General features: G+C 39.7%; 12 protein-coding genes and 1 riboswitch. Of the genes, 10 read left to right on the top strand and 2 right to left on the bottom strand.

Annotated features, from left to right (window positions below; genetic code table 11):
• Window positions 1-2 precede the first annotated feature (2 nt).
• Together MKY51_RS15425 and MKY51_RS15420 are read left to right on the top strand one after the other, a co-directional pair.
• The gene (locus MKY51_RS15425; protein ID WP_339173677.1) at window positions 3-1,232 is read left to right on the top strand and encodes an aminopeptidase; all 1,230 of its coding nucleotides are present in this window, start codon (window positions 3-5) and stop codon (window positions 1,230-1,232) included.
• Window positions 1,233-1,253: 21 nt separating this feature from the next.
• Complete coding sequence (locus MKY51_RS15420) at window positions 1,254-2,123, top strand: SGNH/GDSL hydrolase family protein (RefSeq protein WP_339173675.1); 870 nt, start codon at window positions 1,254-1,256, stop codon at window positions 2,121-2,123.
• Window positions 2,124-2,173: 50 nt separating this feature from the next.
• Here the strand turns inward: MKY51_RS15420 and MKY51_RS15415 are convergent, their stop codons facing one another.
• Window positions 2,174-3,817, bottom strand: a complete 1,644-nt coding sequence (locus tag MKY51_RS15415) for a glutathione ABC transporter substrate-binding protein (RefSeq protein ID WP_339173674.1) — start codon at window positions 3,815-3,817, stop codon at window positions 2,174-2,176.
• Between the two features lie 395 nt (window positions 3,818-4,212).
• Here MKY51_RS15415 and nikC point away from each other — a divergent pair, with 395 nt between their 5' ends.
• The 6 genes from nikC to MKY51_RS15385 all read left to right on the top strand — a co-directional run bounded on the left by nikC (window position 4,213) and on the right by MKY51_RS15385 (window position 12,437).
• The gene (gene nikC / locus MKY51_RS15410) at window positions 4,213-5,109 is read left to right on the top strand and encodes a nickel transporter permease (protein WP_339173672.1); all 897 of its coding nucleotides are present in this window, start codon (window positions 4,213-4,215) and stop codon (window positions 5,107-5,109) included.
• Between the two features lie 15 nt (window positions 5,110-5,124).
• Window positions 5,125-6,078: an ABC transporter permease gene (locus MKY51_RS15405; protein ID WP_339173670.1), complete on the top strand. Its 954-nt coding sequence runs from the start codon at window positions 5,125-5,127 to the stop codon at window positions 6,076-6,078.
• 21 nt (window positions 6,079-6,099) lie between these two features.
• Complete coding sequence (locus MKY51_RS15400; RefSeq protein ID WP_339173668.1) at window positions 6,100-7,137, top strand: ABC transporter ATP-binding protein; 1,038 nt, start codon at window positions 6,100-6,102, stop codon at window positions 7,135-7,137.
• Window positions 7,109-8,122, top strand: coding sequence for a dipeptide ABC transporter ATP-binding protein (locus tag MKY51_RS15395; protein ID WP_339173666.1), 1,014 nt, complete (start codon window positions 7,109-7,111; stop codon window positions 8,120-8,122). Before MKY51_RS15400 ends, MKY51_RS15395 begins: the two co-directional genes overlap by 29 nt.
• A gap of 95 nt (window positions 8,123-8,217) precedes the next feature.
• Window positions 8,218-9,381, top strand: a complete 1,164-nt coding sequence (locus tag MKY51_RS15390; protein ID WP_339173664.1) for an exonuclease SbcCD subunit D — start codon at window positions 8,218-8,220, stop codon at window positions 9,379-9,381.
• A gap of 2 nt (window positions 9,382-9,383) precedes the next feature.
• Window positions 9,384-12,437 (top strand): SMC family ATPase, encoded by a 3,054-nt coding sequence (locus tag MKY51_RS15385; protein WP_339173663.1) that lies wholly within the window; start codon window positions 9,384-9,386, stop codon window positions 12,435-12,437.
• Window positions 12,438-12,683: 246 nt separating this feature from the next.
• On the opposite strand, the gene MKY51_RS15380 is transcribed toward MKY51_RS15385, so the two are convergent.
• A complete protein-coding gene (locus tag MKY51_RS15380; RefSeq protein WP_339173660.1) occupies window positions 12,684-13,016 on the bottom strand; it encodes a DUF4870 domain-containing protein in 333 nt (110 codons plus the stop codon).
• 115 nt (window positions 13,017-13,131) lie between these two features.
• Window positions 13,132-13,240: riboswitch (TPP riboswitch) on the top strand.
• 101 nt (window positions 13,241-13,341) lie between these two features.
• Here MKY51_RS15380 and thiT point away from each other — a divergent pair.
• Window positions 13,342-13,908: an energy-coupled thiamine transporter ThiT gene (gene thiT, locus MKY51_RS15375; RefSeq protein WP_339173658.1), complete on the top strand. Its 567-nt coding sequence runs from the start codon at window positions 13,342-13,344 to the stop codon at window positions 13,906-13,908.
• 190 nt (window positions 13,909-14,098) lie between these two features.
• On the top strand, window positions 14,099-14,851 hold the full coding sequence (map, locus tag MKY51_RS15370; RefSeq protein ID WP_339173655.1) for a type I methionyl aminopeptidase: 753 nt from the start codon (window positions 14,099-14,101) through the stop codon (window positions 14,849-14,851).
• Window positions 14,852-14,957: the final 106 nt, after the last annotated feature.

Genomic DNA, 14,957 nt, shown 5'->3' with positions numbered 1-14,957 from the left:
TTATGACATTCCAAGAGAAGTTAGAGCAATTTGCAGATTTAGCTGTTCGAATCGGAGTAAATATTCAAAAAGGGCAGTATTTATTAATCAACACATCTACGGATACGCTTGAATTTACACGCATAGTCGTTAAAAAAGCATATGAAGCCGGTGCAAGCCGTGTTCATGTAAACTTAACGGATGCCAGCTTTGAGCGTTCTTATTATGAAAATGTTACGGTGGAAGAAACAGCTAATTTTCCGAAATGGGTTGTTGCACAACGTGAAGAATTAATTGAACGTAAAGGTGCGCTTCTTTGGATCGATGCGGAAAATCCGGATTTACTGGCAGGTATTGATTCTGCGAAAATCGGCGCACAGCAAAAAGCAGCCGGGACAGCATTAGTGAACTACCGTAAAGCTGTTATGAATGATGATATTGCATGGTCAATTATCGCTGTTCCTTCGCCGAAATGGGCGGCAAAAGTATTCCCGGATTTACCGGAACAGGAGCAAGTTCCAGCATTGTGGGATGCTATCTTCAAAACTGTACGTATTGGTGAAGGGGATGCCGTAACGAACTGGCAAACTCATATTGAAAATTTACACGCACGTGCAGATATGCTGAATAAGAAAAAGTATGCGAAGCTTCATTACACGGCACCTGGGACAGACTTAACGATTGAACTTCCGGACAAACATTTATGGAAAAGCGGAAGCAGCGAGGCACCTGATGGTACGACATTCATCGCGAATATGCCGACAGAAGAAGTCTTTACGCTGCCTGCAAAATATGGTGTGAACGGCTATGTATCCAATACGAAACCACTTGTTTATAAAGGGAATATTATTGATGATTTCAAGCTGACTTTTGAAAAAGGTAAGATCGTAAATGTTGAAGCAAAAGTAGGCCAGGACTTATTACAGCAGTTAGTTGCTTCTGATGAAGGATCTTCATATTTAGGAGAAGTAGCATTAGTGCCGCATGAATCACCTATTTCTTCATCAAATATTTTATATTACAATACTTTATTCGATGAAAATGCATCGAACCATTTAGCAATCGGAGAAGCATACCCGACCTGCTATGAAGGTGGCAAGGAACTCGAAAAGGGCCAACTGGAAGCATTGGGGATTAATACATCGATCACACATGAAGATTTCATGATTGGCAGTGCGGAAATGGACATTGACGGAATTTTGGCGGACGGTACAACAGAACCAATTTTCAGAAAAGGCAATTGGGCATTCTAGCAATTGAAGTGGGGTGAATAAATGCGAAAAATAATATGCAGTCTTATTTTTTGTATTGTTCTGTTTCCAACAGCAACATCGGCCAATGAACGGGAAGTTTATATTGCACTTGGCGACTCTTTGGCAGCGGGGCAAACACCTTACAGTCAAATTGATGCAGGTTATACCGATTACATTGCTTTGCAGCTGGAGCGCAATGGCAAGCTCGGATATTTTTCAAAAGAACTTACTTTCCCGGGTTATCGTGTTGGAAATGTCATTGAAACTGTTCAGTCTGAAGAGGCTGCACCATTATTAAGTGAAGCAACATTAATCACACTATCTGCCGGAGCGAATAATCTTTTGCCGCTTATTACCCATAACCCGCAACAGGGAACAATTGCTTTTAATCAGCTTAATGCAAATTTCTCATTAAATGAAGTGCGTACCCAAATGGGGGAGCTGCTTTCGCTAATTAATGAAAAGGCACCGAAAGCGACAGTTTATGTACTTGGTTATTATTTTCCTTATGTAAGTGTTCATAATGAACAGGCAGAGGGAGCGGTAGAGGCGGTACAGCTTTTAAATACGATATTGAAGCAGGAAACGGAAAGAGCAGGCTATATATTTGTGGATGTATATGAACCATTTGAACAGCAACGTGCAACATATTTGCCGAATGTGGCGGATGTGCATCCAAACCAGCTAGGGTATCGGATTATGGCTAATGAAATGTTGAAAAGCTATGCCGGGAATGAGGGACTCATTTTACCAATCGATGCAATGCCAGCCCCAAACCCGAAAACATTAGAAGAAATACTGCAGCTGCAAAGGGAGTCAGCTGTAGAAGAAGTACCACAACCACATATCGTACTGCATACGCTGGATCAGCCGAGGCCGATATTAGTATAAAAAAAGCATTCCATCAAGAATTTCTTGAAGGAATGCTTTTTTGTATTCAATTACTCGCTAATTTTAACGTCACGTAATTGATAGATGCTGTCAGTACCAACGTTGAAGCCAGAAACTTTGTCAGATACACCAGTTAAAGTATATGGGTGTAATACGAATGCCATTGGCGACTCGTCTGAGATAAGTTGTAATGCTTCTTTGTAGATTGCTTCACGTGCAGTTGGATCTGCTTCACGACGACCTTTTTCTAATAACTCATCCACTTTTTCGCTTGTGAAGAATGAACGGTTACCTGGGTCACCATGTTGTGAAGAGTGGAATAATGCATATAGACCGTAGTCCGCATCACCAGTCGGGTTAGACCAGCCTAAGATGAACATATCGTGCTCACCAGCAGCTGTTTTTTCCAAGTAAGAACCGAATTCCATTACTTCGATTTCAGCTTGAATGTTTAATTTCTTTAATTCTTCTTGTAAAACAATCGCAACTTGTTGACGAGCTGGGTTATCATTCGTCCAAATTGTTGTTTTGAAGCCGTCCGCATAGCCTGCTTCTGCAAGTAATGCTTTAGCTTCGTCCATGTTGTAAGCCATAGAAGTCACATCTTCTGTGTATCCGAAAATACCAGGAGCTAATGGTGAAATCGCTGGAATACCGAAGCCTTCATAAATACCTTCGATTAAATTCGGGCGGTTGATTGCTTTAGAGATTGCTTGACGTACTTTTGGATCGTTGAATGGTTCTTTTTCAGTATTGAAACCAAGGTATGTTAAAGATGAAGAAGCTGTTTCTAATACAGAAGCGCCATCAAAGCTATTAACATTTGCTACTTGACCAGGCTCAACTGCACCGATAATGTGTGCATAACCAGATTGTAATTCCGCAACACGAGTAGCACTTTCTGGTACTACTTTAAATGTTACTGAATCAATGTGTGCTGGAGTGCCAGCGTATTCTTCGAACTTAACTAATTTAATTTCAGTACCTGGAGTCCAGCTCTCAAATTTGAATGGACCAGTACCAACCGGGTTTGTTCCGATTACAGAACCAGCGTTAACTGATGAGTCAGCTTCCATTGCAGCGTAATCTTCTTCGATTGATTTAGGTGAAATAATACTACCACCATTATGCGTTAAGTGAGCAAGTAATGGTGAGAATGGGTATTCAGTTACGAATTGAACAGTAGATTCATCTACTACTTTAACATCTGTTACCATCTCGAATAAGAAAGCACGTGGAGATGCAACTTTTGGATCTAATAAACGGTCGAATGAAGCTTTAACTGCTTCAGCGTTAAATTCTTCACCGTCATGGAAAGTAACACCTGTTTTAAGTTTGAATTCCCAAGTTAAATCGTCAACTTGAGTCCAAGATTCTGCAAGACCAGGTACTAATTCCCCGTCTGCATCACGGTTTACTAAAGTTTCATAAAGGTTTGATTGGATGTTAGATGATGGTACGTCATTTGAACCATGTGGATCTAATGAGCTTGCATCAGATAACTCAGCGATAATTAAGTCGCCGCCAGCCGCAGCTTCCTCTGTAGTTCCAGAGTCAGTATTTGTTTCAGTTCCAGTGTCTCCGCTATCTTTTGATGTGTCTTCTGAATCATCTCCACCAGCACATGCAGCTAGCACAAGTGCAAGAGTGAACGTTAGAAGTAGCATCCATAGCGACTTTTTCGAAAATGACATGTTTGAAGTCCCCCCATATAGTTGATTTTAGAATATTACAAAAATGTAATTTCTGTTAATAGAATAGCACATGAACACAAAGCATCAAATACTAAAAAGAAAAAAACTTTTTTAAGTAGAAAAATTACGTATTTTATAGTATCTTATTATAATATTGTTAAATTCAGAAAAATGATAAAAATATAACAGAACCAAGTTTTTGGTTATATTTCCAGATAAAAGTATATTATGTGAGTATAACTTTAGAACTAAAAAATACAATAATATTAAAATATTCTGAATTTTAGTAAGAAAATATTATGTTGAAATGTTCAGATTTCACTCTATATACTAATGCTTATACAAATTTAATATTGTTGTAAGAAGGAAAATAAAAATTGAAAGGGTGAATTAAAATGAGTACAACACAAACAGAGCAAAATCCTTCAACTGTGAGAAAAAGCAGCCCACAAGCAGAAGCTTTTAAAACGTTTATGAAGCGTTTATTAAAAAATAAAGCGGCAATAGTCGGTGGATTAATTATTCTTTTTATCATTTTTGTAGGGATATTCGGACCGTTTTTAGTTAAGACAGATCCAAATGCTCAAAATATTTTAAACAAACTACAGCCACCTTCAAAAGAACATTGGTTTGGTACTGATAACTTCGGTCGGGATATTTTCTCCCGTATTGTTAACGGTACAAAACTAACGCTAACGGTAGGATTTTTATCAGTATTTATAGGTGGGGTTATTGGAGTCGTAATAGGAATTGTTGCGGGATATTATGGAGGTGCTGTAGATACAATTACAATGCGTCTTATGGATATTTTGCTAGCATTCCCTGGTATTTTACTAGCACTTGCGATTGTATCAGTATTAGGTGGTAGTTTAATCAACGTAATTATCGCGGTTGGGATATTCTCGATACCAGCATTTGCCCGTATTGTCCGAGGATCGACCTTACAAGTAAAAAAACTCGAATACATAGATGCGGTTAAAGCACTCGGTGCATCAGATATTCGCATAATCTTTAAGCATATTTTACCAAATATTATGTCACCGATTATCGTACAAGCAACAATGCGTATTGCAACGGCGATTCTGACAGCGTCCGGTTTAGCATTCCTAGGTTTAGGTGCACAGCCGCCAGCAGCGGAATGGGGAGCAATGTTAAGTGATGGTCGTGCGTTTATGCATAATGCGGGACACATGGTATTAATTCCTGGAATGATGATTGTTATCGTAGTATTGGCATTTAACATTTTTGGTGACGGGTTACGTGATGCGCTTGATCCGAAGATGAAACAATAGGAGGTGGAACAGTAAATGACTAAATATATTATTCGTCGTTTATTACAAACGATTCCCGTATTGCTTGGGGTTTCAATTTTAGTATTTTCATTGATGTTCCTAATTCCTGGAGATCCTGCTCAAGTAATGGCAGGGGAAGGTGCATCTGAACAAACGGTAGAGAATTTACGTGAGAAACTGGGTCTGAATGATCCGCCATATGTGCAATACGGCCGATTTTTAGGAAATGCCCTGCAAGGTGATTTAGGAAATTCCATTCGTAGTGGGCGCCCGGTAATGGATGAGATACAGGCACGTTTTTGGATTACAGTTGAAGTGTCTGTATATGCCACAATTGTAGCAGTATTTCTCGGTTTAATTGCCGGAATCATTTCGGCAGTGCGTCATTATACGCTTACTGACGTATCGATTATGATTGTTGCGCTTTTCGGTCTATCAATGCCGAACTTCTGGTTAGGTTTACTGCTGATTCAATGGTTTGCATTAGGAAATCTGCCATTTGGTTTGGACTTACCGGAATTTCTAAAAATGCGTCCTTCGGGATGGGGAGATTCATGGCGCCAAATTATTTTACCTGTCATAACATTAGGGACAGGGGGAGCGGCAATCATTGCTCGTATGACACGTTCATCAATGCTTGAAGTAATCGGTCAGGACTATATCCGTACTGCTCGTGCAAAAGGTGTATCAGAGCGTATCGTTATTTATCGCCATGCATTGAAAAATGCGCTAATCCCAGTTGTAACGGTTATTGGTCTGGAGTTTGGTGGCTTCTTGGGCGGTGCTGTATTAACAGAAACGATTTTCGCTATTAATGGTATGGGACGTTTGACAATTGATGCCATCAGGCAACGGGATTTCCCGATTGTTCAAGGAACTGTACTTGTAATTTCACTATTATTCGTACTTGTAAACCTGCTTGTTGATATTTCTTACAAGTTCTTAAATAAACGAATTGATTTGAACTAAACATGAAAAGAGGTGTGGCAAATGAATGAAACGGAAAACATTTTAGTCGTAAATAATTTACAGACAGCGTTCGGAACAGATGCTGGGGAAGTACGTGCTGTTGACGGTGTAAGCTTTACTGTTCCGAAAGGTAAAACAATCGGGATAGTAGGGGAATCGGGTTCCGGAAAAAGTATCACATCACTATCGATCATGCGATTACTTGCATCGAACGGTAAAACGAAAGGTGGCGAAGTTCTTTTTAAAGGGAAGGACTTGCTGAAGCTTTCGGAAAAAGCGATGCGTGATATTCGTGGAAACCAGATTTCTATGATTTTCCAAGAACCGATGACGTCTTTAAACCCGGTTTATACAGTAGGTCAACAGATTAGTGAAACAATCCGGATCCATAAAAAACTGGACAAAAAAGCAGCGATGCAGCAATCCGTAGAGATGCTGAAGCTTGTAGGTATTCCGTCTCCCGAAAAGCGTGTTAAGCAATATCCGCATGAACTTTCAGGAGGAATGCGTCAACGTGTAATGATTGCAATGGCACTTGCATGTGACCCGGAAATTTTAATTGCGGATGAGCCTACAACTGCACTTGACGTAACGATACAAGCACAAATCCTGGAATTGATAAAAGATCTGCAAAATCGTTTAGGCATGTCTGTAATTATGATTACCCATGATTTAGGCGTAGTAGCTGAAACATGTGATTATGTGGCAGTTATGTACGCAGGACAAGTAGTGGAATACTCAGACGTGCGATCATTATTCAAAAATCCAAAGCACCCATATACATTAGGATTACTTAATTCATTGCCACGTCATGATGTGGAGCAGGAAAAACTGATTCCGATTAAAGGAATGGTGCCAAGCCCGCATGAGATGCCGGTAGGATGCCGCTTTGCTCCTCGTTGTCCTGTTGCAATCGAGCTTTGCCATAAAAAGCAACCGGACTTACTGAATACAGATGACAATAGTTCGGAGCAAATCCGCTGTTGGATGTATTCGGATGAATGGGATGGAGAATCGGAGGTGACGCTATATGGCGAAAAAAGAACTGTTAAAGGTTGAGGGACTAAAACAGTATTTCCCTATTAAGGGAGGATTTTTAGGCCGTACAGTCAACCACGTAAAAGCGGTAGATGATATTTCCTTTACGATTTATGAAGGAGAGACAGTCAGCATTGTAGGAGAGTCGGGCTGTGGTAAGTCTACAACAGGCCGTGCAATTTTACGATTGGAAGAGCCGACAGACGGTTCAGTTGTGTTTCAGGGAACGGATGTTACGAAAATTTCTAAAGGTGAAATGCGTAAATACCGCAAAGACATGCAAATCATTTTCCAGGATCCGTATGCGTCGATCAACCCGCGCCAGACCGTTGCAAGTGTACTGAACGAAGCGATGCATATTCAAAAAGTACTGCCGCCAAATCAGCGACGTGCCCGTATTGAACAATTGCTTGAAACGGTTGGATTACGTCCTTATCAGGCAGACCGTTACCCGCATGAATTTTCTGGTGGTCAACGTCAGCGTATCGGTATTGCCCGTGCGTTATCGGTTGATCCAAAACTGATTATTTGTGACGAAGCTGTATCGGCACTGGACGTATCGATTCAGGCACAAGTACTGAACTTGCTGGAAGAGCTGCAAAATGAATATGGATTAACTTATTTATTCATCTCACATGACCTGGGGGTAGTACGCCATATTTCAGATCGTATTATCGTAATGTATCTAGGGAAAATTGTAGAGATTGCAGATAAAACAAGCCTGTTCGAAAACCCGCAGCATCCTTATACGAAAGCATTATTATCAGCAATTCCAGTACCTGATCCGGATGCTGTGAAAAATCGTATTGTTTTAAAAGGTGATGTACCGTCACCTATCGATCCACCACAGGGCTGCCGATTCCATACACGCTGTCCATTTGCGACAGATAAGTGTAGAACGGAAGAACCTGCTTTGCGTACTTCTTCTATTATGAAGGATATGCATGAAGCGGCATGCCACTACATGGAAGAAATTTCAGCTGGTAAAATGGCTGTAAAGCAGTAATAATAGACCGCATCGTACGAACAAATATTCGTACGATGTGGTTTTTTTATTTTCCCTCATGTACACTTATAGTTATAAGATAGGAGGCGGTATTCATGAAAATTTTCCACACAGCAGATTGGCATTTAGGAAAAATAGTACAAGGTGTATCAATGACGAAAGACCAGCAATTTGTGCTTGAACAGTTTATCGAAGAAATTAGAAAAGAAAAGCCGGATGTCATCATTATTGCCGGGGATTTATATGATCGATCTGTACCACCGACAGATGCGATCCAACTTTTAAATAAAACATTGAAAGAAATATTAGTCGATGAAAAAACACCGATTTTAGCAATCGCTGGAAATCATGATAGCGCTACACGTTTAAATTTTGGCAGTGAATTTATGAAGGCGAGCGGTTTACATATCGTCGGACATTTAGAACAGAATATCGATCCGGTCATCATGCATGATGAATATGGGGAAGTTCACTTTTATTTAGTTCCTTTTGCAGAGCCGTCAATTGTTCGGGCTTTATTTGATGATCAATCCATTACATCGCATGAAGCTGCGATGGCGAAAATCATTGAACAGATTCAGCAGTCAATGGATGATACAAAACGCAATATTATCATCGGTCATGCCTTCATTACAAAAGACGGGACGCCTGAGCCGAATACGAGTGATTCTGAACGTAAATTGACAATTGGCGGTACGGAATGTATTAGCTCAGCATTATTCGAACCATTTTGTTATACAGCGTTAGGACATTTACATCAGGCCCATTTTGTTGCAAACGAGAAAATTCAATATTCCGGATCACCCCTTAAATATTCGGAATCGGAAGTGACACATAATAAAGGATTTTTAATTGTTGATTTAAAAGAAGACGGAACAGTGCAGATCGAAAAAAGAAAACTCACACCAGTTCGGGACATGCGTGTCGTGACAGGGCTGCTTGAGGATATATTGCAGCATAACGTAAACGAGGACTATGTATTTGTTAAACTGCAGGATGAACATTATGTGAAAGGTGCTGCCGAACTTGTCCGCACGGTTTATCCGAATGCTTTGCATATTGAACGGACGGTTGTTTATGAACAGCTGGAACAGCATGCGACAACAATGAACCGGGTTCAGATGGATGATTCGGAGCTGTTTGAACTATTTTACACGGAAATGACAGGCAAGCCTCTAACTGATGAAATTAAAGAGATTTATACCGATGTTTTAGAGCAGCTAATCGAAAATGAACGTGAAAAACAGGAGGTGCTGTAACGATGAAACCAATCAAATTATCGATGACAGCATTTGGACCATATCATCAAAAAGAAATCATTGATTTTACTAAACTCCATGAACATGGAATTTTTGTTGTTTCCGGTGCAACTGGAGCGGGAAAAACGACTATTTTTGATGCGATTACGTTTGCACTTTATGATTCGGGCAGTGGGGAGGATCGTGAAAAATCACTATTTTTACGCAGTGATTTTGCGGATGAATCGGTAGATACCGAAGTCGAGCTAGAATTTGAAGTGCGTGGTCGCCTTTACCGTATTTGGCGGAAATTTGGTCATGATGGTGCAAGTGCAAAGCGCGAGTTTTTTGAGATTACGGATGGGGTTATTGTACCCGCTGTTGAAAAGTTTCAAGTAAAGCTCATTCAATCAAAAGTTGAAGAACTGATCGGTCTGACACAGTCCCAATTCAATCAAATCGTCATGCTGCCACAAGGGGAATTTCAAAAGCTTCTCACATCGGAATCTAAGCATAAAGAAGAGATTTTCCGGAAGATTTTCAAAACGGAACGCTTCACGAAAATGGTGGAACTGCTGAAAGAGAAAAAGAATATTGCCGAAAAGCATTATGAACAAGCAAGGATGCAGCAGGACAATACAATTCATGAAATCCGGTCCCGACTCCCGCAACGAGAATCGGAACTGTTTTCTTCGCTGAACAATGATGTCATTAATCTGTATCAAGTAAAGAGTGCTTTGCAGACAGAACAGCAATACTATGAAGATCAGTGTACCGCATTAAAAGGAGAATATGATGCTTCAAAGAAGGAATTGCAAAAATTAGTTAAAACATTAAATGAACAAAGACTGTTAAATGAACGGATTGAAAAGTTTTTAATACGGAAAGAGCGCCTTGAAGAATTATTGCAGCAAAAGGATAAAATACAAGCAGAACAACAGAAGCTTGTCCTTGCCAAAAAGGCGAATCAGATCGAACCGTTAGAACGTGAATATGAGAAGGTAAAACGACAGCTTGAACAAGCGGAAGTCTCCTTACAAAAAGCAAAGACGGACTATGAACGTGCACAGGCACAACTTCAGCAGGCGACAAATCATTATCAGGAGCAAAAGCAGCAAGAACCATTGCTGGACAACTATACGAAATCGATTTCACAGCTCGAACAGCTTGTTCCAATTTATCAGTCAATTAATACACAGCGTGAAAATGTGTCTAAGGTTGCAGAAAACCAAAAAAACGCCAAGCAATTATTTGATAAGCTGCAAAACGAAGCATTGTCTTTAAAAGAAAAACAACAACAGCAGCAAGCCATTATAAATGAGCTGGAAGATGCGACAGTGACATACCATGAAACATATGAAACCCATGCTGCATTAACACGAAAAATTGAAATGGCTAAAGAAGTAGCTGCAATACAAATGAATGTCGATTCTCTAGTAAATCAGCTTGCCGGTAAGAAACAAATTGCTGATGAAGCACAGCAAAAGCTGAAAAATATGGAGCAGCAAATACGCAGCAATCATGCAGCCTTTCTAGCAGCATCATTACACCACGGGGAAGCCTGTCCTGTGTGTGGAAGTACTGAACATCCAGCCATTCATAACAGTGAAGCGGTTGTTATTGATGAGGATGCACTGGCACAACTGCGTCAAGAGGCAGATCGAACGATGCAAAGTTTTTACCAAGTTACTTCAAAGCTGGATGTTGAAAAGGCAACATTGGATCAGAAAATAAGTGCGCTTCAGTTACTTGATGCCCAGCTTTCAAAACTACATGAGTATGAACAGCATTTAGCAGAACTGACAGCGAAATTATCAAAGCAGAAACAGCAGCAGGCACAGCTTGTCACTGAAAAGAAAATGATGGCCCAGCTTTTGGAAAGTAAAGAAGTACTGCAAGGCCGTATTGAAAAAGGTCAGCAATACGTAATCGATATTGATAAGCAATATGCGCAGGAAAAAGGGAAGCTTGAGCAAAGTGAACAGTCATTATTACCACAGTTTTCTACATTGGATGAAGTAACGCAAGAATTGGCAAACCACCAGCAAAAACATCACCAGTTAAAAGCTGCGATTCAAAATGCCCTTGAAGCGATGCAAAAAATCCAATTGGATGAGAAATCTTGTGAAGTGAACTATCACCATGCCAAAAATCTTGTAACAGAAAAGCAGCAGGAATCTCTTTTAGCACAAAAAGAATTTGAATCCGCATTACAGCAGGAAGGATTCGATTTGGAAAAGTATAAAACTGCATTACTGCCATTAAATATACAGCAGCAAATTCAGGATGCGGTTGAAGCATATAAGCAAAATGTCCACACATTATCTGTTCAAATTGCTGAGGAAGAACCTTTGCTCGAAGGAAAAGAACAAGCCGATTTAACGGCAAGTGAGCAACAGATTCATGAGTTGAATGAGCAGATCGAGGAACATTACTCAAAAATGACATTGATCCAGTCCTATGTTGAACAATGTAAGGAGACGCGCGATAAACTCGACCAATCCGCGCAACAGATCGAAAGCTATAAAGAGAAACTAATGCAAGTCGAACATGTTTACAATTTAATTCGAGGTCAAAATGATGCGAAAATTTCATTTGAGCGTTTTGTTCAAATTGGTTATTTGGAAAAAGTGACACATGCGGCAAATGAACGTTTGCGTGTCTTATCAAATGGCCAATACTTCCTTAAATCTACAGGTAGAAAAGAAGGAAATGCCCAAAGCGGACTCAGCATTGATGTATATGACAGCCATACAGGGCAAACGCGGGATGTAAAAACACTGTCCGGCGGTGAAAAATTCAATGCCTCTCTTTCATTGGCATTAGGAATGGCCGATGTTATTCAAAGTGTTCAAGGAAGCGTGCATATCGATACGATGTTTATCGATGAAGGCTTCGGTACTTTGGATGAGGAAGCGTTAAGAAGAGCAATCGATATATTGATCGATCTTCAGCAAACAGGCCGCTTAATTGGCGTCATTTCCCATGTAGCCGAACTAAAAGCAGCAATGCCTGCCATCTTGCAAGTGCAAAAACTCAAAGAAGGCTACAGTAAAACAGAGATTATTATTAAATAACGCAAAAACACATTTCCCTCACGCAAAAGTGGGAAATGTGTTTTTGTTAGCGTTTTGGAGTTCGTCGTGTAGTTGCAGGTTGCGGTGTTGATTTTTTGTTGTCCATCATTTTTTTTATGATTGGGTACACGATTGGTCCATATTTAATTGCTGTTTTAATAAGCTTATTTAATTTCATTAGTAAACACTCCTTAACGAATACATTTCGTATAAAAAATATACCCAAAATAGGAGCTTTCATAAACATTAACGTAAAACTTTAATCGCTAGAACTAAATTCCAAATCGCCAGGATGAACGTAATAACGACTAAAAGAATAAATCCGATAAAATGCGAACTAAAGAAAAAATCCTGGAAACTTAAGGTCAACGTATCATTCAAGGAAAGAACGGAAGTAAAAAGGTAAATAATATACAGAATTCCTAATAGTATCGGTATGAGTTGAGAAATGAATGCTTTTTTAGAATGGCCTTTAACGGCATCATCTTTCGTAACAATAAATATAATTAACGGTAAAATAAACGGTGCAAAATAAAAACTTAAATAGCTTAATGCACTTAAACCTTTCGATTGATCCACTATTCATCACTCCTTCGTATCTATTATATGTAATTCTAGTACGTTTCAAAATAATAGCTGTTGAAAGTTGTAAAAATATTCGTTACAATGAGCATGTTCAAACAATAAAAATTAGATGTACCACAAGGGGTGCCGAGAAAGTCGGCTGAGATTGTGCACGGGATTGCACTGACTCTTTGAACCTGTAAGTTAGCACTTGCGTAGGGATGTGGATAGAATCCGACTGTTCAAACGATAGTCAGGCTTTTGTCCTGATTATCGTTTTTTTACTTTTTCTATCCCTCTTCACTTTTGTTACATCGGATAAAAAGAAAGGGGAATTGTTATGGACAGAAAGAAATTATTAATGATGGTGGAAATCGCAATATTTGCTGCCATCGGACTGGTATTGGATCAAGTATCCTTTAAGATGTGGGCACAAGGCGGATCGATCAGTTTTGTTATGGTACCGATCATGTTAATGGCCATCCGTTGGGGATTAACGGCGGGACTGACAACTGGCTTGCTGATCGGCGTCATGCAAATGATGTTCGGTGCGTACATTGTCCACTGGTTACAGGCAATTTTAGATTACGGGCTTGCCTTTACTGTAGTAGGGTTAGCGGCAATTGTGAGAAAGCCGTTATTAGAGGCTACACAATCGCTCAATAAAGTAAAAATGGCACTTTATATTGTCATTGGTGCACTTATAGGCGGAGCTTTAAGATTTGTTTCACACTTGCTCGCAGGTGTCGTATTCTTTAAAGAATACGCGGGCGATGATAATGTATGGGCCTACTCAATTATTTACAACAGTACTTATATGGTACCTGCTACTATACTTACGGCAATCATCGCAGTTATTTTATTCACATCTGCTCCTCGTTTGCTTCAAAAAGTAAAAACAACATAATATATAGAAAATACAAGGCTTGCAGCAAGGGATACTTCGCCCGCTGCAAGCTTTTTCTCCATTTAAATAGTAGAAAGTCGTGCTAAATTAGTAATAAAACGGCAAATTTTAAAATCCTTGAACAATTACAACCGATTTTAAGTATGCTATAGTTAAGGATAGACATTGTTTAAGAGGAAGGAAGTTACACATGATTGTTACTACTCAAGAAGAAATCCAGGCATTTAAAAAAATCGGACGCGTTTGCGCTGAAATTCGTGAGGCGATGAAAGCTGCGACAGTACCTGGCGTGACAACGAAAGAATTAGATGAGATTGCAGGCCGTATGTTTGCAGAAGCAGGCGCGGTTTCCGGTCCTAAAGGCGAATATGATTTTCCGGGATATACATGCATTTCAGTAAATCACGAAGTTGCACATGGTATTCCAGGGAACAAGGTCATCAAAGAAGGCGATATTGTAAACATAGATGTTTCGGGCTCTTTAAACGGTTATTTTGCAGATACAGGTATTTCATTTGTCGTTGGTGAAGGTTATGAAGATAAAGAAAAACTTTGTACTGTAGCAAAATCGGCATTTGATCGTGCGATGACAAAGGTTAAAGCCGGTTCGAAATTAAACCAAATCGGTAAAGCGGTAGAGCGTGAAGCACGTGATCACGGTTTAACAGTAATTATGAACTTAACAGGTCATGGTTTAGGGAAATCATTACACGAAGAGCCAAACCATGTATTGAACTATTATGATGCTTGGGATACAACAATCATGAAAGAAGGTATGGTGTTGGCAGTAGAGCCGTTTATTTCGGCGAAGGCTGAGCATATCGTAGAATCAGGTGACGGCTGGACATTCATTACACCGGACAAATCATTAGTTGCCCAAATCGAACACTCGATTATTGTAACAAAAGATAAACCAATCATTTTAACATCATTGGAAGACTAAGTTATAAACGTGGGAGCCCTCAGTGCACCCGCGTTTTTTTGTTCTATAAAAACTAGGTATAAACATAAAATAATCAAATGATTCAAATAAATGACTGCAACAATTA

The organism is Solibacillus sp. FSL R5-0691 (assembly GCF_037974225.1).
GTDB lineage: Bacteria > Bacillota > Bacilli > Bacillales_A > Planococcaceae > Solibacillus.
The sequence above is the reverse complement of the archived record's forward strand: the minus strand, read 5'-3'. Positions and strand labels throughout refer to the sequence as shown.